Annotated in this window: 20 protein-coding genes; 6 read left to right on the plus strand and 14 right to left on the minus strand. The window is 71.3% G+C overall.

The features are described 5' to 3' along the window. Positions 1-90 precede the first annotated feature (90 nt). Positions 91-1,284 (minus strand): adenosine deaminase, encoded by a 1,194-nt coding sequence (locus tag IEY91_RS02745; protein WP_164321370.1) that lies wholly within the window; start codon positions 1,282-1,284, stop codon positions 91-93. 102 nt (positions 1,285-1,386) lie between these two features. On the opposite strand from IEY91_RS02745, the gene IEY91_RS02750 reads away from it, so the two are divergent. Then, on the plus strand, positions 1,387-2,148 hold the full coding sequence (locus IEY91_RS02750; RefSeq protein WP_164321372.1) for an alpha/beta hydrolase: 762 nt from the start codon (positions 1,387-1,389) through the stop codon (positions 2,146-2,148). Between the two features lie 438 nt (positions 2,149-2,586). Then, positions 2,587-4,188 carry an ATP-binding cassette domain-containing protein gene (locus tag IEY91_RS02755; protein WP_189172644.1) on the plus strand — a complete coding sequence of 534 codons (1,602 nt, stop codon included), beginning with the start codon at positions 2,587-2,589 and terminating at the stop codon, positions 4,186-4,188. Positions 4,189-4,224: 36 nt separating this feature from the next. On the opposite strand, the gene IEY91_RS02760 is transcribed toward IEY91_RS02755, so the two are convergent. Genes IEY91_RS02760 through IEY91_RS02775 form a run of 4 tightly spaced genes read right to left on the minus strand, consistent with a single transcriptional unit; the run spans position 4,225 to position 7,068 of the window. Continuing rightward, complete coding sequence (locus IEY91_RS02760; RefSeq protein ID WP_189172645.1) at positions 4,225-4,653, minus strand: lasso peptide biosynthesis B2 protein; 429 nt, start codon at positions 4,651-4,653, stop codon at positions 4,225-4,227. After that, positions 4,650-4,913 carry a lasso peptide biosynthesis PqqD family chaperone gene (locus tag IEY91_RS02765; protein WP_189172646.1) on the minus strand — a complete coding sequence of 88 codons (264 nt, stop codon included), beginning with the start codon at positions 4,911-4,913 and terminating at the stop codon, positions 4,650-4,652. The genes IEY91_RS02760 and IEY91_RS02765 overlap by 4 nt, the downstream gene beginning before the upstream one ends. Continuing rightward, positions 4,910-6,883 carry an asparagine synthase-related protein gene (locus IEY91_RS02770; protein ID WP_189172647.1) on the minus strand — a complete coding sequence of 658 codons (1,974 nt, stop codon included), beginning with the start codon at positions 6,881-6,883 and terminating at the stop codon, positions 4,910-4,912. The genes IEY91_RS02765 and IEY91_RS02770 overlap by 4 nt, the downstream gene beginning before the upstream one ends. Before the next feature lie 47 nt (positions 6,884-6,930). Then, complete coding sequence (locus IEY91_RS02775; RefSeq protein ID WP_189172648.1) at positions 6,931-7,068, minus strand: lasso RiPP family leader peptide-containing protein; 138 nt, start codon at positions 7,066-7,068, stop codon at positions 6,931-6,933. 275 nt (positions 7,069-7,343) lie between these two features. On the opposite strand from IEY91_RS02775, the gene IEY91_RS02780 reads away from it, so the two are divergent. Next, entirely contained in the window at positions 7,344-7,715 is a 372-nt protein-coding gene (locus tag IEY91_RS02780; protein ID WP_229696640.1) for an STAS domain-containing protein, read from the plus strand. Here the strand turns inward: IEY91_RS02780 and IEY91_RS02785 are convergent. Both IEY91_RS02785 and IEY91_RS02790 read right to left on the minus strand, forming a co-directional pair. Continuing rightward, positions 7,626-8,609 carry a sigma-70 family RNA polymerase sigma factor gene (locus IEY91_RS02785; RefSeq protein ID WP_189172650.1) on the minus strand — a complete coding sequence of 328 codons (984 nt, stop codon included), beginning with the start codon at positions 8,607-8,609 and terminating at the stop codon, positions 7,626-7,628. The two genes, IEY91_RS02780 and IEY91_RS02785, sit on opposite strands and share 90 nt — an antisense overlap. Before the next feature lie 190 nt (positions 8,610-8,799). Beyond that, the gene (locus tag IEY91_RS02790; protein ID WP_189172651.1) at positions 8,800-10,134 is read right to left on the minus strand and encodes an MFS transporter; all 1,335 of its coding nucleotides are present in this window, start codon (positions 10,132-10,134) and stop codon (positions 8,800-8,802) included. A gap of 62 nt (positions 10,135-10,196) precedes the next feature. Between IEY91_RS02790 and IEY91_RS02795 the strand changes: the two genes are divergently transcribed. After that, on the plus strand, positions 10,197-11,159 hold the full coding sequence (locus tag IEY91_RS02795; protein ID WP_189172792.1) for a LysR family transcriptional regulator: 963 nt from the start codon (positions 10,197-10,199) through the stop codon (positions 11,157-11,159). Positions 11,160-11,400: 241 nt separating this feature from the next. On the opposite strand, the gene IEY91_RS02800 is transcribed toward IEY91_RS02795, so the two are convergent. After that, on the minus strand, positions 11,401-11,823 hold the full coding sequence (locus IEY91_RS02800; protein ID WP_204328020.1) for a winged helix-turn-helix transcriptional regulator: 423 nt from the start codon (positions 11,821-11,823) through the stop codon (positions 11,401-11,403). A gap of 59 nt (positions 11,824-11,882) precedes the next feature. On the opposite strand from IEY91_RS02800, the gene IEY91_RS02805 reads away from it, so the two are divergent. Together IEY91_RS02805 and IEY91_RS02810 are read left to right on the plus strand one after the other, a co-directional pair. Beyond that, positions 11,883-12,494, plus strand: coding sequence for an NAD(P)-dependent oxidoreductase (locus IEY91_RS02805; RefSeq protein ID WP_189172652.1), 612 nt, complete (start codon positions 11,883-11,885; stop codon positions 12,492-12,494). After that, positions 12,491-12,913 carry a nitroreductase family deazaflavin-dependent oxidoreductase gene (locus IEY91_RS02810; protein ID WP_164321397.1) on the plus strand — a complete coding sequence of 141 codons (423 nt, stop codon included), beginning with the start codon at positions 12,491-12,493 and terminating at the stop codon, positions 12,911-12,913. Before IEY91_RS02805 ends, IEY91_RS02810 begins: the two co-directional genes overlap by 4 nt. Positions 12,914-12,950: 37 nt before the next feature. Here the strand turns inward: IEY91_RS02810 and IEY91_RS02815 are convergent, their stop codons facing one another. The 6 genes from IEY91_RS02815 to IEY91_RS02840 form a co-directional block, all read right to left on the minus strand. Further along, positions 12,951-14,231, minus strand: coding sequence for a thymidine phosphorylase (locus tag IEY91_RS02815; protein ID WP_189172653.1), 1,281 nt, complete (start codon positions 14,229-14,231; stop codon positions 12,951-12,953). A 101-nt stretch (positions 14,232-14,332) separates the two neighbouring features. Then, a complete protein-coding gene (locus IEY91_RS02820; protein ID WP_164321401.1) occupies positions 14,333-14,731 on the minus strand; it encodes a cytidine deaminase in 399 nt (132 codons plus the stop codon). Continuing rightward, positions 14,728-15,990, minus strand: a complete 1,263-nt coding sequence (locus tag IEY91_RS02825; protein WP_164321403.1) for an ABC transporter permease — start codon at positions 15,988-15,990, stop codon at positions 14,728-14,730. Before IEY91_RS02825 ends, IEY91_RS02820 begins: the two co-directional genes overlap by 4 nt. Then, entirely contained in the window at positions 15,987-17,123 is a 1,137-nt protein-coding gene (locus IEY91_RS02830) for an ABC transporter permease (protein ID WP_164321405.1), read from the minus strand. The genes IEY91_RS02825 and IEY91_RS02830 overlap by 4 nt, the downstream gene beginning before the upstream one ends. Beyond that, positions 17,120-18,796 carry an ABC transporter ATP-binding protein gene (locus IEY91_RS02835; RefSeq protein WP_189172793.1) on the minus strand — a complete coding sequence of 559 codons (1,677 nt, stop codon included), beginning with the start codon at positions 18,794-18,796 and terminating at the stop codon, positions 17,120-17,122. The genes IEY91_RS02830 and IEY91_RS02835 overlap by 4 nt, the downstream gene beginning before the upstream one ends. 216 nt (positions 18,797-19,012) lie before the next feature. Next, positions 19,013-20,068: a BMP family lipoprotein gene (locus IEY91_RS02840; protein WP_164321407.1), complete on the minus strand. Its 1,056-nt coding sequence runs from the start codon at positions 20,066-20,068 to the stop codon at positions 19,013-19,015. Positions 20,069-20,324: the final 256 nt, after the last annotated feature.

Consider the following 20,324-nt stretch of genomic DNA (forward strand, 5'->3'; position numbering starts at 1 on the left):
ACCGTAAACACCCTCAAGGTCGCCCCGCAAACATCCGAAAACGGCCGGGGAGTCGTGTCCCCGGCCGTTCTTCTGGGTGGTCCGCGATGGTCAGACCTCGGAAGACCCGCTGGTGGAGACGGTCTGACGGAACAGCCACTCGGACTTCAGCTCGGCGTAACCGGGCTTGACGACGTCATTGATCATGGCCAGCCTTTCATCGAAAGGAATGAACGCCGACTTCATCGCATTGACGGTGAACCACTGCATGTCGTCGAGCGAATAACCGAATGTCTCGACGAGGTGCTCGAATTCGCGGCTCATGCTGGTGCCGGACATCAGCCGGTTGTCGGTGTTCACGGTGGCCCGGAAGTGCAGCTTGCGGAGCAGGCCGATGGGGTGGTCGGCGTACGAGGCCGCCGCGCCGGTCTGCAGGTTGGAGCTCGGGCAGAGCTCCAGCGGGATGCGCTTGTCGCGTACGTACGAGGCGAGGCGGCCGAGCTGGACCGTGCCGTCGTCGGTGACCTTGATGTCGTCGATGATGCGCACGCCGTGGCCGAGCCGGTCGGCGCCGCACCACTGGAGCGCCTGCCAGATGGACGGCAGGCCGAAGGCCTCGCCGGCGTGGATGGTGAAGTGGTTGTTCTCCCGCTTCAGGTACTCGAACGCGTCCAGGTGGCGGGTGGGAGGGAAGCCGGCCTCGGCGCCGGCGATGTCGAAGCCGACGACACCCAGGTCGCGGTAGCGGTTGGCGAGTTCGGCGATCTCCAGGGCGCGGGCCGCGTGCCGCATCGCGGTGAGGAGCGCGCCGACGCGGATCCGGTGACCGTTGGCCTTGGCGCGGCGCTCGCCCTCGCGGAAGCCGTCGTTCACGGCCTCGACGACCTCTTCGAGGGTCAGGCCCGCTTCCAGGTGCTGCTCGGGGGCGTAGCGGATCTCGGCGTAGACGACGCCGTCCTCGGCCAGGTCCTCGGCGCACTCGGCGGCGACGCGGAACAGCGCGTCGCGGGTCTGCATGACGGCGCAGGTGTGCGCGAAGGTCTCCAAGTACCGCTCCAAGGAGCCGGAGTCGGCCGCCTCGCGGAACCAGACGCCGAGCTTGTCGGGGTCGGTCTCGGGCAGGCCCTCGTAGCCGTTCTCCCGGGCCAGGTCGACGATCGTGCCGGGGCGCAGGCCGCCGTCGAGGTGGTCGTGGAGGAGGACCTTCGGGGCGCGGCGGATCTGCTCGGAGTCGGGGGTGCCGGGGTGGCTCGCGCGGCCCGAGGGACCGCTCGCTGCGCTGATCTTGCTGGTCTGGCTCGTCATTTCCGCACTCTAACTCCTACGCGCGTAGAACTCACTGGTCGATACGTAACAGTGACCCTGCGGACGGGTGGCAGACACGTTGACTTCTGACACTGTTCTGCCATGGCACAGCAAGCGACGTCCCGTCCCGTGCGTACGGCCAGGCTCGGGCGTGTGATCGGCACGCGTTCCGCGACGGTGAGCGCGGTGGTGCTGCTTCTTCCCGGCGGCCATGAGGCGTCCGCCCGCAGGCCCTCTCCGCTGGCCGCCGCGGCGGTGCGGTCGCTGGGGCGTTCACTGACGCGGGCCGGGCAGGACGACGGGCTCGCCGCGCATGTCGTGCACTATCGCGTGGGCGGGTGGAACGGGGCGGAGGCGCAGCTCGCCCGTGACGCGGAGTGGGCCGCCGACGAGGTCGTCCGTCGCTACGGCGATGTGCCCGTCTGCCTTGCCGGGATCGACATGGGCGGGCGTGCGGCGCTTCGGGCCGCCGGGCACAGCGCCGTCAACTCCGTTGTGGCGCTTGCTCCTTGGCTGCCCGAGGACGATGTCGCCGCGCCGCCTGAGCCTGTCAAGCAGCTTGTGGGGCGGCAAGTGCTTTTGGTGCACGGCACCAACGATGAGCGGACCGATCCCGAGTTGTCCTTCCGGCTTGCCTCGCGCGCCAAGAAGGTCAATCGGGATGTCTGTCGGTTCGAGGTGCACTCGGACGGGCACCGGCTCAGTCAGCACCACTCTGAGGTGCACGCTCTTGCCTCGAACTTCGTTCAGGGGGTGTTGTTCGGGTATCCGCTGGCACGACCCGTCGAGGACGCGTTGGCTGCGCCGCCGCCTCTGGGGTTACGGATGCCGCTGGCTTCGGGGTTCGGGCGGACGCTGCGCTGAGCTTTCCCCAACCCCGCCCTGACTTGCACGACAGCACGCAGCCAGCACCATCAGCCCGTCCGGCGCTTGAGGACGAGGCGCGGAGCGCCGATGAGGGGGAAAGGGGCGAAGCCCCAGACTTTCCGTCGTGTGGGGGAGATTGTGGGGTTTGGGCCCGCATGGGCCGGAGGGCTCACCACCATGTGTGGGTGACCAGCACGCCCCAGCAAGTGGGACTTCGTCGGGATGATCGGTTCGAGGACATCGCCGATGCCTCGTGGTGGCGGATGGCGTCGCGGTTGCCCCGGACGCTCGGGGCCGCTGCTCGGTTGGGGTGGGCTGCCGATCGGGGCGCGATGCTCTGGCTGGCCGGGTGTCAGGTGGTCGTCGTGGTGGCCTCGGCCGTGGGGCTTGCCGCGTTGCCGGGGGCGCTTGGTGAGTTGTTCGGTGGGGGGGGCCGTGGCGGAGCGGGTGGCGGCTGCCGCGCCCGCGCTGGTCGTGGTCGCGGCGGCCGCCGGGGTACGGGCGGGAGCCGACGCACTCGCCACGTACGCCTCCGCGCGGCTCGCGCCGGAAGTCGCTTCCGAGGCCGACCTGCAGATCCTGGCGGCCGCGCCCCGCGTGGAGCTGGAGGCGTACGACCGGCCCGGCTTCGCCGACCGGCTGCAGGCGGCGGGGCGGGGCGCGGAGGCGACCGAGAGCCTGATCGCCGACGCCCAGGCGCTCGTCTCCGCGCTCGGCCAACTCGTCGCCGCCGCCTCGGTGTTGGCGCTGCTGCACCCCGTACTGCTGCCGCTGCTCCTGCTCGCCGTCGTACCGAAGGGCGCCGCCGCCGTCACCACCGCGCGCATCCAGCACCGCGCCGACCACCAGAACATCGCCGACAGCCATCTGCGGTATCTGCTGCGGCACTACGCCACCCACCAGCGCACCGCCGCCGAGGTCCGCGCCACCACCATGGCCGCGTTCCTCGCGGACTGGTACGCGGAGATCACCGGGCGGATCAAGGCCACCCACCGCCGCGCCGCCCCGCGCGTCCTGCGCGTCACCCTGCTCGGCGCGAGCCTCAGCGGCCTCATGCTCGCCGCGACCTGGGCCGCGCTCGGCTGGCTCGCCGCGAGCGGGCGGATGGATCTCGCGCTCGCGGCCACCGGCGTCGTCGCCGTACGCACGTCCACGGGTGCGCTGACGTCCCTGGTCCTGGCCGCCGCCCGGCTGTTCCGCACCAGTCTTTACCTGGAGGACTGGCAGACGTTTCTGCGTCGGGCGAGGGAGCTGCGGGCCGTTCGCGGGGGTGTGCTGATTTCGGACGGCGGACCGGGTGAGATCCGTGCGGAGGGGGTCAGTTACACCTACCCCGGCGCCGCCGCCCCGGCCGTCGACGGCGTCAGCCTCACGCTGCGGCGCGGTGAACTCGTCGCGCTCGTGGGCGAGAACGGGTCCGGCAAGACCACCCTGTCCGCCCTCCTCACCGGGCTCCGCCTCGCCTCCACCGGCACCGTGCGCTGGGACGGCACCGATCTCGCCGAGGCCGATCCGGACAGCGTGTGGGCGAAGGTCGGCCTGGTGCCCCAGGACTTCACCCGCTGGCCGATGGACCTGCGCGCCAACATCCATCTGGGCCAGCCCCGTTCGGAGAACGACGCCCTGCTCCTGGACGCCGCGCGCGCCGCCGGCGCGGACAGCATCATCGCGCACGTCCCGCACGGCCTGGACACGCTGGTCGCCGGTTCCCACTGGGGCGGTACCGATCTGTCCGGCGGGCAGTGGCAACGTATCGCCGTCGCACGGGCCTTCTACCGCGACGCCGCCATGCTCATGCTGGACGAACCCACCTCGGCGATGGACCCCCGCGCCGAGTACCTGGTCATCCGCCGGTTCAAGGAACTGGCCGCGGGCCGGACCGCCGTCTTCGTCACCCAGGGGCTTGAGAACGCCCGCATCGCGGACCGGATCGTCGTCCTGGATCGGGGGCGGGTGCGTGAAGAGGGGGATTTCGAGGGGTTGTTGGCGCGGGACGGGTTGTTCGCCGAGTTGTATCGGCTCGCTCAGGATCGGTGAGGGGGGCGGTGAGGGGCGGGAGCCTTGCGGGTGGGCTCAGGTTCGTTCTTCGCGTACGCCCGGCACCGTCATCATGCGGTGGTACGCGGACGCCTTGTGCGGTTCGCCCACCGGGAGGCCGTCCACCTCCACCCAGGCGTGGGCGCGGAACGGGCCTGTGCGCACCCCGGTGCACCAGTCAGGCCAGACCCCGCGCATCCGGCACAGCAGTGCCGTGGCCACGGAACGCTGCAGGCAGCCCTCCCCGGCGCAGCGTGCGCTGACCGCGACCACCGCTTGGCGTGCGGCGAGGGCCTCTTCCGTGGTCGCGGGGGTGGCTCCGCGTCGGAGCACGGTCAGGACGCGGCGGATGCGGTGCGGCTTGAGGGTGGCGATGAGGCGGGCGGCCGCCGTGGCCAGGAGCACCGGGGGGCGGCGGCGCAGGGGCAGGTTGGTGTAGGCGGCGGGCACCATCGGCTGGCTCATCGGGGCACCACCAGGCGGGCCGCGAGCAGTTGGTCCGTGATCGCGGCCGAGTCGGTGCCCGCGCGCTCGGCGGTCAGGCGGGGGTAGGCCTCGCGGAGGGCGCGTGCCGTGCCGGGTGGTTCGGCGCCGTCCAGCAGGCTGCGGAGCACGAGCGCGGCCGTGCGGTTGAGCTGCCAGTACCGGCCGGTGACCTCGTCCAGGAGCACCATGCCGTCCGGTGTGTCCGTCGCGCAGACATCGGGTCGCAGGGTGAGGGTCACGGGGCTCCTTCGGTGAACGCGGTGATCGCGGTGGTCGCGGTGGTCGCGGTGGTCTCGGTGGTCTCGGTGGTCGCGGTGCCTTCGGCGCCCGGCAGGCGGGTGCGGGCGGTGCGCGGAGTGCGGGCGCGCAGCCAGATCTCACTGCCCAGGCTGGAGCTGAGGGACCGCAGGGACTCCGGGCCGGGATGCACCCCGAGCACGGACGCCCGGACCGCGGCGTCGTCGATCAGCCCGGCGCGGGCGAGCAGCGAGTCGTCGAAGAGCTCGACCAGGCCGTGGCGGCTGTGGCGCAGGGAAGCGTGGAAGTCCGCGCTGTACTCGCCCTTGGTGGTGCGGCGCAGCACGTCGTCGGGCACTATGCCGCGCACCGCCTCGGCAAGCACCGGCTTGTACCGGCCGAGCGTGCTGCGTTCGGCGACGCGGATGGCAAGGGCCGCCTCGATCACCTGGTCGTCGAGGTAGGGCGCGGCGTGCGGCAGACCGCCCGCGGAGGTCACCTGGTCCAGTTGGCGCAGGCCGCGCCCGCCGGTCCTGACGCAGGCCAGTGCCGTGTGCTGGCCGCGCTCGGGCGCGAGGGGTCCGGCGGCTTCGGCGGTCTCGGTGGTCTCGGCGGCTTCCAGGAGCAGGCTCCGTACGGCCTCCGCCGCGTCCCGGGTCGCCCACGGCGGCATGCGCAGGTCCGCGCCCCAGGCCGTCGAGGGGGCGCTGCGGACCAGGGCCGCCGAGGCGGGCGCGGGCGTGGTGAGGCTCTTCGCCCACGCGGTCAGCCACTGGCCGTACGTCCTGCGGTCCGCGAGCTGCCTCAGGAGCTGCCCGAGGGGCCAGTGCTGGGAGGCGCGGTGGGTGCGGATGCGGGTGTACGCCGCCAGCGGGTGGCGTCGTACGTAGTCGTGCAGGTGCGCGGGGAAGGTGCTGAACAGCTCGTCCCCGCCCGCGCCCATCAGGTGCAGGCGTGATCCGCGGCCGGTCATCAGGCGGCAGAGCGCGGCCATCCTGGCGCCGTCGCGCACCCATGGCCCCGGCTCGTCGGTGGGCACGGCGGCGCCGGTGAGGGCCATCAAGTCGCTGTACCAGTGCGGCCATTGGCCGGGGGCGGGCACGACGTGCTCGATGTCGGGCAGGTGGGCCTGCGCGCGGGCGGCCCAGGTCGCGTCGTCGTTCTCCGGGTCGAGGCTCTGCCAGCGCATCGTCACCAGCTTCGCCCCGGCGGGCCGGGAGCGTTCCTGTTGGTGGGCGGCCAGGAAGCACAGGCTGGTGGAGTCCATGCCTCCGGTGAGGTCCGCGCTCACCGTGCCCCGGCCTGTCACGCAGGACTCCACCGCGGCGGTCAGCGCCGCGCGCACCGCGGGCACTCCCTCGCGCCAGCCGAGCTCCGGCTCCGGCGGGGTCCACCACCGCCGGGTCCGGGCCCGCCCGTCCGCGTCGAGCAGCAGGCAGTCGTACGACCGCAGGGCTCGCACCCCCTGCCACACGCAGAGGTCGTCCAACGGGTACGGGAGCGGCGAGGACAGCAAGTGCGCGGCGAGCAGGCGTGCGTCGGGGCTCGCGCCGATCGCGGCGGCGAGCCGGTCCGCTCTGTCGGCGGCCACCGTCACCCCGCCCACGCGGGCGTGGAAGAGGCGCCGTACGCCGGACGCGCTCCCCCGGGCCCGGACCTCGCCGTCGACCGAGGCGAGGAGGTGGAAGCTGCCGGTCAGGCCTTCGGCAATGGTGTCCACGTCGCCGATGTCCCGCAGGCGTCGGGCCCGCGCGGACAGTGCTTCCGCGGTGACGGGGCAGCGCCCGATCACCGCGACTCGCCGCGCCCCTGCCGTGCCCACCGTCACATGACCCTGCGGCCAGCTCCCGAGCAGCCAGGGGCGGCCGGAGTCGTGGGCGATGGTCTCGGTGGCCCAGGGGCGCAGGAGCCGTGCCGCGGCCACGCCCGACGCACCGTCCGGAAGGACCGTGAACCACACGTCACCGCTCATGGCATGTCACCAGTCATGGAGCTTTCGGTCTCGGATCGGTGGTCGGGTCAGCTCGGGCCGAGATACCACTCGTAGGGCGGGAACCCGCCTTCGTAGCGCGCCCCCAGCGCCTCGCCGCGGGTCAGCTCGGCGAAGTCACCGACTTCCACCATGGCCGGTGGTTCGTACATTTCTTCCTGACCCATGGAGGGCCTCCCTGTCTCTGTCTCCGGATGCCTCCGGACGTGGTGCGGCTCCGCACCCTGGCGGAAAGTGCCCACGGCATCCGGCGTCACGCCCAACGGGTGCGCCGCCCACCCGAAGGAATGAATGAAGCGGATTTCACCGCCCGAACGAGGCATGAGGGACCTGGCGTACGCGCCGTGTACGCCGCGCACCCGGGCAGCAGGAAGGAACCGGCGGCACAGGGACGGGCCGTCGGCGACCGATGAGTTCCGCCTGCCCCGGCGGTCCCCCTAACGTGGCTGTCTCCGAAGTACACGCGCCGAATCTCGTGGTCGTGGCCGGGCCCGTCCGTCAGGACGACATCCCCCGGCTCTGCGCCGACCTGCGGGCCGCCGCGCTCGCGTCCGGCGCCGACGAGGTGATCTGCGACGTCGGCGCCGTCACCACCGCCGACCTCGCGACCGTGGAGGCCGTGGCCCGGCTCAGACTCGCCGCCCGCAGGTCCGGGACGGGGCTGCGGCTGCGCGGCCCGGCCCCGGCCCTGTGGGCGCTGCTCCGGCTGGTCGGTCTGGCGGAGCTATGCGTCGAGGTGGAGCGGCACCCCGAAGAACGGGAACCACCGCTCGGTGTCGAGGAAGCAGTGGAATCCGGCGACCCGGCCCTCTGAGATCTCGATGACCTGGATCGCCCAGGGCATGAAGCCGCCCTTGTCCGGATCGGGCTTGTACTGCGCGAAGCCGGGGGTGCCGTTGACCTCGACGGGAAGCAGCCGGGAGTTCGCGCAGGCGGCGCCCATCGTGGACATGAAGCCCGTGATGTCCCGCGGGCCGCGCAGCCACAGGTCGAACGGGGGCATCGTCATGACCGCGTCCTCGTGGAGGAGGGCCGTGAGGGCCGCCATGTCGTATCCCTCGAAGGCCGTGACGTAGCGCTCCAGGAGCTTCTGCTGTTCGTCGTCCAGCGGGTCGGACGTCGCCGTGTCGTCGGCCGGGCGCTCGGCGAGGGTGGCTCGGGCGCGCTGCAGGGCGCTGTTGACCGACGCGACCGTCGTGCCGAGGAGCTCGGCGACCTCGCTGGCCTTCCACGCCAGGACCTCGCGCAGGATCAGCACCGCCCGCTGCTTGGCGGGCAGTTGCTGCAGGGCGGCGATGAAGGCCAGGCGCACGGACTCCTTGGCGACGGCGGCCTCGGCGGGGTCGGCGATGCTCGGCAGGACCCGGCCGTCCGGTATCGGCTCCAGCCAGACGTTGTCCGCGCGGGGGGTCAGGGCCGCCTGCGCGAGAGGGGTGGAGGCGGTGAGGTCCATGGGGCGGGCGCGGCGGTTGCCCGCGTTCAGCATGTCCAGGCAGACGTTCGTCGCGATGCGGTACAGCCAGGAGCGGAGGCTGGAGCGGCCCTCGAACTTGTCGAAGCTGCGCCAGGCGCGGACCATCGTGTCCTGCACGGCGTCCTCGGCCTCGAAGGCCGAGCCCAGCATGCGATAGCAGTACCCCGTCAGCTCGACGCGATGCTTCTCAAGACCCGCGTCCAGCTCTGTCGTCGCCCCTGCGCTGTTGCTCATCCCGACCCACCCCTGTGCCTCTGCGTGCCTCATGGTGCCTGCGCCTTGTCGGCGTGGAACTTCCCAGCACCTCGGAAGCTACCGCAGGCCACTGACAATGGCCTGCGGAGCGGCGAAAGCGGCAGCTCACAGGGGTTGTTTACGGTATGGGGAGCGGAGTGGGCCGGGCGTCGGAGAGCCCGCGCCGCCGTCAGGCGGTCCGCGCCGTCCGCGCCGTCCTCGACGCCGTCACCCGTTCCACCCGCGCCACCCGGGTCCCGTACAGCGTGATCGACACGACGCCGACGACGGCGAGGACGCCGAGGGCGACGGTGCCGCCCCAGCCGCCCGCGTGGAACGCCATGGCGCCGAGCGTGCCGCCCGCGCTGGAGCCCACGTAGTACGCGGACTGGTACAGCGCGGAGGCCTGCGCGCGGCCCGTGGTGGCCGTGCGGCTCACCGACGAGGACGCGACCGCGTGGCCCGCGAAGAAGCCCGCGGTGATCAGGACCAGGCCGAGCAGGACCATGACGAGCGACGTCGACAGGGACAGGAGAAGGCCGCCCGCCGTCGTGCTCACGGCGAGGTAGAGGGCGCCGCGCCGGCCGAGCCGGGCCACCAGCTTCCCGGCCGCCGCCGACGACGCCGTACCGACGAGGTAGACGAGGAAGACCGAGCCGATGACGCCCTGCGGGAGCGAGAACGGAGCCTCGGTGAGGCGGTAGCCGATCACCGTGTAGACCGCGCCGAAGACGGTCATGAACAGCGCGCCGATCGCGTACAGGCGGCACAGGAGCGGGTTCGACAGGTGCGAACGGACCGTGCGCGCAAGGGACTTGGGGCTGAGCGTGCCCGGCGTGAAGTGGCGCGGGGCGGGCAGCAGCGCGCGGAAGGCGAGCGCGCCGACGACCGCGAGCAGGCCGACCACGGCGAGCGCCCAGCGCCAGCCCCAGGCCTGCGCGACCCAGCCGGTGACGATGCGGCCGCTCATGCCGCCGATGCTGTTGCCCGCGACGAACATGCCGATCGCGGCGACGAGCGCCTTGGGGCGGACCTCTTCGGCCAGGTACGCCATCGCGGACGCCGGGAGTCCGGCGAGGGCCGCGCCTTGGACGGCGCGCAGCGCGATCAGTACGCCGATGTTCGGCGCGAACGGGACCAGCAGGCCCACCGCGACGGCCACCGTCAGCGAGACCGTCATCAGGGTGCGCCGCCCGAACCGCTCGGAGAGGGCGCTCAGCGGCAGGACGAACAGGGCAAGCGCGCCGGTCGCCGCCGAGACCGTCCAGCTCGCCGTGGAGGCGCCCACGCCGAGGTCGGCGGAGATCAGCGGGAGCAGGGCCTGCGTGGAGTAGAGGAGCGCGAAGGTGGCGACGCCCGCCAGGAAGAGGGCGAAGCTCATGCGGCGAAAGCCGGGGCCTCCCGGTGCCATGCGCGAGTCGTGAGTGGTGGTGGATTCGGTGGACTTGGTGGACTCGGCATCGGGGGACGACGGGGTGAGGGCGACCGCGTGGATTGCGGACGCCCCGCTACTGGCAGGAGGCATGCCACGAACGTACGACCATGATTCTCATGCGTCCAATGCATGGAATCGTCATAATCGTTCCCATGCAGCATCAGCCAAGGTCACGGCCTCGCCTGTCGCAGAACAGTGGCACAGAGGACACAGCTCACATCGTGCGGCTGCTCGCGCCGCGGCTCGCGTACTTCGCCGGCGTTGCCCGGACCGAGCACGTCACGCGGGCCGCGCAGGAGTTGGAGGTGCCGCAGTCGACGCTCTCGCGAGCGCTTGTGCGGCTCGAACGGGACCTGGGGGTCGAGTTGTTCGCCCGGCATGGTCGTACGGTGTCGCTGACTCCTGCGGGGCGTACGTTTCTGGGGTCCGCGGAGAAGGCGCTCGCGGAGGTGGGGAAGGCTGTCGAGTCGGTGCGTGCGGACGCCGATCCCGCCTCCGGGAAGGTGGCGTTCGGCTTTCTCCACACCATGGGGTCCGAGACTGTGCCCGGTCTGATCCGGGCCTTCCGCGCGGACCATCCCCGTATCCGGTTCTCCCTCGTCCAGAACTACGGCGAGGCCATGCTCGATCGGCTGCGGGCCGGGGAGCTCGACCTGTGTCTGACCTCGCCTGTGCCCGATGCACCTGGGCTTGTCGCCCGTCGGCTCGATGAGCAGCGGCTTCGTCTTGTCGTTCCCGACGACCATCGGCTTGCCGGGCGCAAGCGGATTCGGCTTGCCGAGGCCGCCGATGAGGCCTTCGTGACCCTTGAGCCCGGGTACGGGCTGCGGCGGATCACCGACGATCTGTGTGCCGAGGCGGGGTTTCGGCCTCGGATCGCCTTTGAGGGGGAGGAGGCCGAGACGTTGCGGGGGTTGGTGGCGGCGGGGCTCGGTGTGGCGCTGCTCCCGCCGCCCGCCGTGGCTCGCCCCGGCGTCGTCGAGCTCACCGTCACCGGGCAGCGGGCCGTCCGCGAGATCGGGGTGGCGTGGCTGGAGGGGCACCCGGACACGGCACCGGTGGCGGCGTTCAAGAAGTTTCTGCTGGGGAGGCGGGGGCGGTTGTTGCCGGAGTGAAGTTTTCCCCAACCCCGCCCCTTCCCACTGCATCAATCAGCGGCTCCGCCGCGGGCAGGGGGCTCCGCCCCCGGACCCCCGTATCGGCCTGAACGGCCTCGTCCTCAAACGCCGGACGGGCTAAAACAACCCAGCCGCACCGGCAAGATACGGCCCCGCCGGCTAGGTCCAGCCCGTCCGGCGTTTGAGGACGAGGCGCGGAGCGCCGACAGGGGGAAAGGGGCGGAGCCCCAGACGAGGGTCACCGGTGCCCGGACTCCGCTCCGGCAAGCGCCGCTTCCTGGGCCTCGATCAGTTCGTCCCAGTGCTCCCTCGTCCACTCGCACGCCGCGTCCAGCGGGTCGAGGAGGCCTCGGCCCAGCGCGGTCAGGGCGTACTCCACACGGCGTTCCGTTCCGCCGTGTTGTTCCTCCCGTGCCAGGAAGCCAGCTCGCTCCAAGCCCCGCAAGGACTGGGTCAGGGACTTGGACGTGATGCCGCGCAGCGGGATCTTCAGTTCCGAGAAGCGGCGGGGGCCGTCCTGGAGGCAGCGCAGGATCATCGGGGCCCACTTGTCGCCGACGCGGAACGGGACCAGGGGGGACGGGCACACGGGGTCGAACATCTCGGGGTCCAGCGGGGCCCGTTCAACCCGTCCGGCCCGTTCAGCCTGCGGCTTCTTCATGATCCGTACCGTACGGCGGTATCCGATCGGAAACCAGCCATCGGCCTAGGCTCCCGGCCATGACAGAGACAGCGAAGAGCAGCAGGATCGTCGTGTTCGGGTCGGGCGGCCGGATAGGCCGGGCGGCCGTGGCGGAGGCCCGGCGGCGGGGGCACGACGTCACCGAGGCCACGCGGGCCGACGGCGAGGTGACCGACCCGGCGGTCGTCGCGCGGCTCGCCGCCGGGCACGACGCGGCGGTCGTCGCCGTGTACGACCCCGGCGCGCGCCCCGGCGAGTTCTTCCCCGCCGTCGCCCGCGCCCTCGCCGAGGGACTGGTGGCGGCGGACGTCACGCGACTGGTGACGGTCGGCCTCGCCTCCGTACTGCCCACCGCCTCCGGGGAGTTGCTGATGGACACCCCCGGGTACCCGCAGGAGTGGCGGGAGTTCTACCTCGGTCACGGGGCCGGGACGGAAGCGTTGCGGACGGCCGCGCCGCAGGCCCTCGACTGGGCGGTGCTCAGCCCGGCGGGCGACTTCGATCACGAGGGCGAGTCGTCGGGCGCGTACGCAGTCTCCCCGGGTGACGCCGACAGTCGGGTCACACCCCGGGACTTCGCCCTCGCGCTGCTCGACGAAGTCGAGGCGCCCACGCTGCACCGGGCGCACGTCGGGGTGGTCGCGGCATGACGGGCACGGTCCACGACAATCCGACGCCCTGGGTCGCCGACCACATCCGGCGCTTCGAGGAGACCGGCGGACGGCCCCGACCTGGGGTGAACGACCTGCTGTTGACCACCCGGGGCCGCAAGTCCGGCCTGCTGCGCCGCACGGCACTGGCGTATGTGAGGGACGGGGACGCGTACGTCCTGACCGCGTCCAACGCGGGCGGGGACCGCCACCCGGCCTGGTACCTGAATCTGCTGGCCGACCCGGAGGTCTCCCTCCAGGTCGGCACCGCCACCTTCACCGCGACCGCCCGACCGGCCACGGCGGCCGAGGTGGCCCGCCTGTGGCCGGTCGTCATCGCCGCGATGCCCTCGTACGCGGACTACCGCACCGCGACGGCCCGCGAGATCCCGCTGGTGCTGGCCGTCCCGGTGGAGTGAGTGGAGTGAGCGGTCAGCCTGCCTTCGACCCTCGGCGTCAGGCCGACACCCGCTCAAGCACGATCGGCCGCGCCGAGAACTCCGTGCCCGCCGGCGCCACGTCGTACGCGCCCTCCAGGGACTTGAGGGCGTACTCGAAGCGCTCGGGGGTGTCCGTGTGGAGGGTGAGGAGGGGCTGGCCCGCCACGACGGAGTCGCCCGGCTTCGCGTGCAGGGAGACGCCCGCGCCCGCCTGGACCGGGTCCTCCTTGCGGGCCCGGCCCGCGCCGAGGCGCCAGGCGGCCACGCCGACGTCGTACGCGTCGAGGCGGGTGAGGACGCCGGAGGCGGGGGCCGTGACGACATGGGTCTCGCGGGCCACGGGCAGGTCGGCGTCCGGGTCGCCGCCCTGGGCCGCGATCATGCGGCGCCAGACGTCCATCGCGGAGCCGTCGGCGAGGGCCTTCGCCGGGTCGGCGTCCGGCAGGCCCGCCGCCGCGAGCATCTCGCGGGCCAGGGCGAGGGTCAGGTCGACGACGTCGGCGGGGCCGCCGCCCGCCAGGACCTCGACCGACTCGCGGACTTCGAGGGCGTTGCCGGCCGTCAGGCCGAGCGGCGTGGACATGTCCGTGAGGAGGGCCACCGTGCGGACGCCGTGGTCGGTGCCGAGGCCCACCATCGTGGAGGCCAGTTCGCGGGCGTCGTCCAGGGTCTTCATGAAGGCGCCGGTGCCCACCTTCACGTCCAGGACGAGCGAGCCCGTGCCCTCGGCGATCTTCTTGGACATGATGGAGGAGGCGATGAGGGGGATGGCCTCGACGGTGCCGGTGACGTCGCGGAGCGCGTACAGCTTCTTGTCCGCGGGGGCCAGGCCGTCGCCCGCCGCGCAGATCACCGAGCCCGCGTCGTTCAGTACGTTCAGCATCTCCTCGTTGGAGAGCAGGGCCCGCCAGCCGGGGATCGACTCCAGCTTGTCCAGGGTGCCGCCGGTGTGGCCGAGGCCGCGGCCGGAGAGCTGCGGGACCGCCGCGCCGCAGGCCGCCACCAGGGGTGCGAGAGGGAGCGTGATCTTGTCGCCGACGCCGCCCGTGGAGTGCTTGTCCGCGGTCGGGCGGGCGAGGGACGAGAAGTCCATGCGCTCGCCGGACGCGATCATCGCCGCCGTCCAGCGGGCGATCTCCCCCCGGTTCATGCCGTTCAGGAGGATCGCCATCGCCAGGGCCGACATCTGCTCGTCGGCCACGGCACCGCGCGTGTACGCGTCGATCACCCAGTCGATCTGCTCACCGCTGAGTTCGCCCCGGTCCCGCTTCGTACGGATGATGGAGATGACGTCCATGGCATGTCCCTTCCGGCAATGACAGTCGTACGTGGATCGTGACTCTACGCGCATAGAGCGAGCGCGCGGAAAGGCCCCCGCCAACTCGGCGGGGGCCCTTCTCAGTTCAGGCGTTCCGGACCGAACGCGTCCGGCAGCATGTCGCCCAGGGAACGCACCCCGGACGACGTCTCAAGCAAGAGCCCCGGGCCGCCGAACTCGTACAGGAGCTGGCGGCAGCGGCCGCACGGCATCAGGATGTCGCCCTTGCCGTCCACGCAGGTGAAGTGCGTGAGGCGGCCGCCCCCGGTGAGCTGGAGCTGGGAGATCAGGCCGCACTCGGCGCACAGGCCGAGGCCGTACGAGGCGTTCTCGACGTTGCAGCCGGTGACGGTGCGGCCGTCGTCGGCGCGGGCCGCGGCGCCGACCGGGAAGCCCGAGTAGGGCGCGTACGCACGGGACATGGCGTCCCGTGCCGCCTCCCTGAGCGCGTCCCAGTCGACGTCCGCGGCAGCGGTCATTTCCCTTGTCCCTTCCGGTACGGCATCCCGTCCGCCTTCGGCATCCGCAGGCGTTGGGCGGAGAGTGAGAGCACCAGCAGGGTCACGACGTACGGAGTGGCCGTGACGACCTGGTTCGGCACCTCGTCGGTGAGGCCGTACCAGAGGAACATCAGCGCCGAGACCACCGCGGTGATCACCGCGGGGACGTAGCGCTTGCGCCAGATCAGGTAGGCCGCGCCGATGAGGAGAAGGATGGCGATGAGCAGGAGCAGGGCGTGGACATTCGTGCCGCCGCCCCGCAGCTTCAGGCTGTCGGTGTAACCGAACAGGCCGGCACCGAGCGCGAGTCCGCCGGGCATCCAGTTGCCGAAGATCATGGCGGCGAGGCCGATGTAGCCGCGGCCGCCGGTCTGGCCCTCCAGGTAGATGTTGGAGGCCACCAGGGAGAGGAACGCGCCGCCGAGGCCCGCGAGGCCGCCGGAGATCACGACCGCCAGGTACTTGTACTTGTAGACGTTGACGCCGAGCGACTCCGCCGCGACCGGGTTCTCGCCGCAGGAGCGCAGGCGCAGGCCGAACGACGTACGCCACAGGACGAACCAGCTCAGCGGCACCATCGCGACGGCGATGAGGGTGAGCGGCGAGACGTCGGTGAGCAGACCGCCGAGCAGGCCCGCGATGTCCGAGACCAGGAACCAGTGCTTGTCGTTGAGGTCCTGGAGCCAGTCCGAGAGGCCCGGCACCGAGAACTTGCCGAGTGAGTCCACGCCCGGCGACTGCTTGGACGTGCCGCCCTCCTCGCCCTCGAAGGCGAAGGTGGAGAGGTAGCGGGTGGTGCCGAGGGCCAGGATGTTCAGGGCCACACCGGAGACGATGTGGTTGACGTTGAACGTGACCGTGACGATCGCGTGCAGCAGCCCGCCGAGCGCCCCGCCGAGGACGCCGAAGACGATGCCCACCCACGGGCCCCACTGGAAGCCCGCCCAGGCGCCGAACCAGGTGCCCAGGATCAGCATGCCCTCGAGGCCGATGTTGACCACGCCCGCGCGCTCGGCCCACAGGCCGCCGAGGCCCGCGAGGCCGATCGGCACGGCCAGGCGCAGGGCGCCGGACATCTGGCCGGTGGAGGTGATGCCGTGGGCGTCGGTGATCAGCCGGACCACGGAGGTCAGGACGAGGACGCCCGCGATGATCAGGAGCAGGACGGGGAGCGAGATGCGGCGGCGGCCCGGCGCGGGTTTCGCGGGCGCGGCCTTGGTGACGGTTGCCGTGCTCATCGGGCAGCCACCTCCTTCACGGTGTCGTTGTTGCCATTGCTCTCGCCCGCCGCGCGCGCCGCGGCGGCCAGTTCCTCACCGACGCGCTGCTGCTGCCGACGCAGGCCCCAGTTGCGTACGGCCTCGTACGAGACGACGACCGCGATCACGATCACGCCCTGCATGATGACCGCGATCTCCTTGTCGTACCCCTCGTAGTCGAGGGCCTGGGACGCCTTGGCGAGGAAGGCCCAGAGGAGGGACGCGAGGGCGATGCCGACCGGGCTGTTGCGGCCGAGCAGGGCGATGCCGATGCCGGTGAAGCCGAGTCCGGTCGGGAAGCTCAGGCTGTAGGTGTGTACGTCGCCGAGGAGGATCGGCAGGCCCGCGAGACCGGCGACCGCGCCGGAGATCAGCATGGCGGTGAGCACCATGCGCTTGGCGTTCACGCCGGAGGCGGCGGCCGCGGACTGCGAGGCGCCGGTGGCGCGCAGGTCGAAGCCGAAGCGGGTGCGGTTGAGGATCAGCCAGTACAGGACGCCCGCGAGGGCGGCGACGATCACGAAGCCGTAGATCTCGCCGGAGTCGCCCATGTCGATGCCGGGGAACCAGCCGGACTTGTGCATGACGCCGGTGGTGTTGTTGTTGCCGACCGGGACGCCGAAGTTCTCGTCGAGCGTGAGGTAGGCGATGACGCTCGTCGCGATCGCGTTCAGCATGATCGTGGCGACGACCTCGCTGACGCCGCGGGTGGTCTTCAGGATGCCCGCGATGCCCGACCAGAAGGCGCCGGTGAGCATGGCGACCAGGATGAGGAGCGGGATCTGGAGTCCTGCGGGCAGTGAGACGTGCGCGCCGACGACCGCGGTCATCATCGCGGCGAGGCGGTACTGGCCGTCCACACCGATGTTGAACAGGTTCATCCGGAAGCCGATGGCGACGGCGAGCGCCGCCAGGTAGTACATCCCGGCCTCGTTGATGATGAGCACCTGCACGTCGGAGAACGTGGCCTGCTCGAACATCAGGCTGTAGGGCTCGATCGGGCTCTTGCCCGAGGCGACCAGGACGACCGAGGTCAGCACCATGGCCGCGACGAGCGCGATGACCGGACCGGCCACCGCGAGGAGCAGGCGCTCCTTGTCGAACTTCTTCATCGGGCCTCGTCCTCCGGGGCTTCGGCTGCTGCGTCTGCCGTTTCCTGTGCCGCTTGCTGTGCCGCTGCCTTCGCCGCCGGGGCTCCGGCGGACTCCTGTGTCTGCTCCAGGTGGCCGGACGCCGCGCCCGTCATCGCCGAGCCCAGCTTCTCCGGCGTGATCGACCCGGGGTCGGCGTCGGCGACCAGGCGGCCCCGGTAGATCACGCGGAGGGTGTCGGACAGGCCGATCAGCTCGTCCAGGTCGGCGGAGATCAGGAGCACCGCGAGGCCCTCGCGGCGCGCCTCGCGGATCTGGTCCCAGATCTGCGCCTGCGCGCCGACGTCCACGCCGCGCGTGGGGTGGGCGGCGATGAGGAAGCGCGGCTTGTGGCTCATCTCGCGGCCGACGATCAGCTTCTGCTGGTTGCCGCCGGACAGCGAGGCCGCGGTGACGTCGATGCCGGGCGTACGCACGTCGTACTCCTCGACGATGCGCCGGGTGTCGGCCTGCGCGCCCTTGATGTCGAGCCAGAAGCCGCCCTTGCCCCGGGTGTTGGGGTGCTCGGTGACGTGGCCGAGGATGCGGTTCTCCCAGAGCGGGGACTCCAGGAGCAGGCCGTGGCGGTGGCGGTCCTCGGGGATGTAGCCGACGCCGCCCTCGCGGCGCCTGCGCGTCGACCGGTCGGTGATGTCCTCGCCGGCCATGCGGATGACGCCAGAGTCGGCGTGCTTGAGGCCGATGAGGGCGTCGATCAGCTCGGTCTGGCCGTTGCCCTCGACGCCCGCGAGGCCGAGCACTTCGCCCTCGTGGATGGTGAAGGAGATGTCGTCGAGCAGCGCCCGGCCCGAGTCGCCGTCGGCGAGCAGCTTCAGGCCCTCGACCTCGATCATCGGCCGGTCGGTGACCGTCGACTCAGCGGTCTCCGGCGTCGGCAGCTCGCTGCCCACCATCAGCTCGGCGAGCTGGCGCGCGGTGGTCTGCGACGGGACGGCCGTGCCCACCGTCGTACCGCGCCGGATGACGGTGATGTCGTCGGCGACGGAGAGGACCTCACCGAGCTTGTGCGAGATGAAGATGACGGACAGGCCCTCGGACTTGAGCTCGCGCAGGTTGTCGAAGAGCGCGTCGACCTCCTGCGGGACCAGGACGGCGGTCGGCTCGTCGAGGATCAGGGTGGTGGCGCCGCGGTAGAGGACCTTGAGGATCTCCACGCGCTGGCGGTCGGCGACGCCGAGGTCCTCGACGTACGCGTCGGGGCGCACCCCGAGTCCGTACCGGTCGGACAGCTCGGCGATCTTGCGGCGGGCCCCGGCACCGATGCCGTACAGCTTCTCGCTGCCGAGCACGATGTTCTCCAGGACCGTCAACTGGTCGGCCAGCATGAAGTGCTGGTGCACCATGCCGATGCCGCGCGCGATGGCGTCGGCGGGGCTGGAGAAGGAGACCTGGGTCCCGTCGACGGCGATGGTGCCCTCGTCCGGCTTCTGCATGCCGTAGAGGATCTTCATCAGGGTCGACTTGCCGGCGCCGTTCTCGCCGACGAGGGCGTGCACGGTGCCCTTGCGGACGCTCAGGTGGATGTCGTGGTTGGCCACGACGCCGGGGAACCGCTTGGTGATGCCCGCGAGTTCGACGGCACAGGCCGTCGCGTCGGACCGGTCGGTGGGCGGAGGGCTGGTGGACGCGTCGATGGCGCACTCTCCTCGGGGACTAGGGGGTGTCCGACACCCACTAAGGAAAGGGGCCTGCGCCGCACACGCGGTGTGACCTGGCCCTGTCTTGTCGGCTGGGGGTCCCGGGCTCAACTCCCGGGAAAAGCAAGGTGCTTGAGGGGGCGGCTCGGCCGCGCGAACGGGGCGCGAGGAAGCATCCTCCTCACACCCCGTTCCGCCGCCGTAACGCCGCCATTACAGCGTCGTCTTGACCTTGATCTTGCCGCTGGTGATGCCCTGCTCGGCCTTCTTCAGCTCGGCCTGCAGGTCCTTCATGTTCTTGAACTCGGGGTTCGAGTCGGCGAGGCCGACACCGCCGGACTTGAGGTCCGCGCGGACGACGCCGCCCTCGGCCTTGCCATCCTTCACCGACTTCACCAGGTTGTACACCGCGCCGGCGACGTCCTTGGTGGCCGAAGTCAGGATGTACTTCTTGTACTTGGCGAGGGGCTTCTGCTTGTACTGGTCGGAGTCGACACCGATCGCCCACACCTTCTTGGCGGCGGCGGCCTCGATGACGCCCTGACCGGAGAGACCGGCAGCGTGGTAGACCACGTCGGCCTTGCCCTCGATCTGACCGCTGGCCGCCTCCTTGCCCTTGTCCGGGCTGGAGAAGCCGCCGTCCTCGGCCTTGTCGGTGAGGAACTGGCGCTTGACCTTGACCGACTTGTCGGTGTCCTGGACTCCCTGGACGAAGCCCGCCTCGAACTTGCGGATCAGCGGGTTGTCCACGCCGCCGACGAAGCCGACGATCTTGGTCTTGGTGGCCTTGGCGGCGGCGACACCGGCCAGGTACGAGGACTGCTCCTCGTTGAAGACCAGGTCGGCGACGTTGTCGGCGTCGATGGTGGCGTCGTCGACGATGCCGAAGGTGACCTTCGGGTTCTTCTCGGCGACCTCCTTGACGGCGGGCGCGTACGCGTAGCCGACACCGATCACCGGGTTGTAGCCCTGCTTGGCCAGCTCGGTCAGGCGCTGCACCTTGTCGGCGTCGGACTCGCCGTCGGTGGGCTCCACGGCCTTGCTGCCGACCTTGAGGTCCTTGGCTGCCTTGTCCATGCCGGCCGTCGCGGCGTCGTTGAAGGACTGGTCGCCCTTGCCGCCGACGTCGTACGCGATGGCGACGCCCTTGCTCTTGCCGCCGTCCTCGCTCTTGGCGGCGTCACTGGAGGTACCGCCACAGGCGGTGGCGGAAACGGCGAGAGCGGCGGTCGCGGCAGTGGCGAGCGCTATTCGGGACACCCGGCGCATAGAGACGAACTCCTTATGTACAAGGACGTGAGTGACGTACGTGACGTGTGGATCTGGGACACCTGCGTGTCACGTACGACGTGCCACGTACGTGCAGTGCGCCTCACCCGGCGCTGATTTCGCCGCAGCGTAACGCGCGTAGACCTGACATAAGAACCCTTCTGTCCGGTCCGTTATCGAGCTGTGGCCACCAGACGTCCGGCGGATGACGACCGGGTGCGGCAGCCCAGGGAGCCCTGAACTGCGGCGGATTCAC

Source organism: Streptomyces lasiicapitis, from assembly GCF_014646335.1.
In the GTDB taxonomy this organism is placed as follows: Bacteria; Actinomycetota; Actinomycetes; order Streptomycetales; family Streptomycetaceae; genus Streptomyces; species Streptomyces lasiicapitis.

Excerpts from the sequence above, each read along its gene's own strand:
- IEY91_RS02745 (WP_164321370.1), bottom strand. The coding sequence starts at position 1,284 with ATGACGAGCCAGACCAGCAAGATCAGCGCAGCGAGCGGTCCCTCGGGC.
- IEY91_RS02750 (WP_164321372.1), top strand. The coding sequence starts at position 1,387 with ATGGCACAGCAAGCGACGTCCCGTCCCGTGCGTACGGCCAGGCTCGGG.
- IEY91_RS02760 (WP_189172645.1), bottom strand. The coding sequence starts at position 4,653 with ATGAGCCAGCCGATGGTGCCCGCCGCCTACACCAACCTGCCCCTGCGC.
- IEY91_RS02770 (WP_189172647.1), bottom strand. The coding sequence starts at position 6,883 with ATGAGCGGTGACGTGTGGTTCACGGTCCTTCCGGACGGTGCGTCGGGC.
- IEY91_RS02775 (WP_189172648.1), bottom strand. The coding sequence starts at position 7,068 with ATGGGTCAGGAAGAAATGTACGAACCACCGGCCATGGTGGAAGTCGGT.
- IEY91_RS02785 (WP_189172650.1), bottom strand. The coding sequence starts at position 8,609 with ATGAGCAACAGCGCAGGGGCGACGACAGAGCTGGACGCGGGTCTTGAG.
- IEY91_RS02790 (WP_189172651.1), bottom strand. The coding sequence starts at position 10,134 with ATGCCTCCTGCCAGTAGCGGGGCGTCCGCAATCCACGCGGTCGCCCTC.
- IEY91_RS02795 (WP_189172792.1), top strand. The coding sequence starts at position 10,197 with ATGCAGCATCAGCCAAGGTCACGGCCTCGCCTGTCGCAGAACAGTGGC.
- IEY91_RS02800 (WP_204328020.1), bottom strand. The coding sequence starts at position 11,823 with ATGAAGAAGCCGCAGGCTGAACGGGCCGGACGGGTTGAACGGGCCCCG.
- IEY91_RS02805 (WP_189172652.1), top strand. The coding sequence starts at position 11,883 with ATGACAGAGACAGCGAAGAGCAGCAGGATCGTCGTGTTCGGGTCGGGC.
- IEY91_RS02810 (WP_164321397.1), top strand. The coding sequence starts at position 12,491 with ATGACGGGCACGGTCCACGACAATCCGACGCCCTGGGTCGCCGACCAC.
- IEY91_RS02815 (WP_189172653.1), bottom strand. The coding sequence starts at position 14,231 with ATGGACGTCATCTCCATCATCCGTACGAAGCGGGACCGGGGCGAACTC.
- IEY91_RS02820 (WP_164321401.1), bottom strand. The coding sequence starts at position 14,731 with ATGACCGCTGCCGCGGACGTCGACTGGGACGCGCTCAGGGAGGCGGCA.
- IEY91_RS02825 (WP_164321403.1), bottom strand. The coding sequence starts at position 15,990 with ATGAGCACGGCAACCGTCACCAAGGCCGCGCCCGCGAAACCCGCGCCG.
- IEY91_RS02830 (WP_164321405.1), bottom strand. The coding sequence starts at position 17,123 with ATGAAGAAGTTCGACAAGGAGCGCCTGCTCCTCGCGGTGGCCGGTCCG.
- IEY91_RS02840 (WP_164321407.1), bottom strand. The coding sequence starts at position 20,068 with ATGCGCCGGGTGTCCCGAATAGCGCTCGCCACTGCCGCGACCGCCGCT.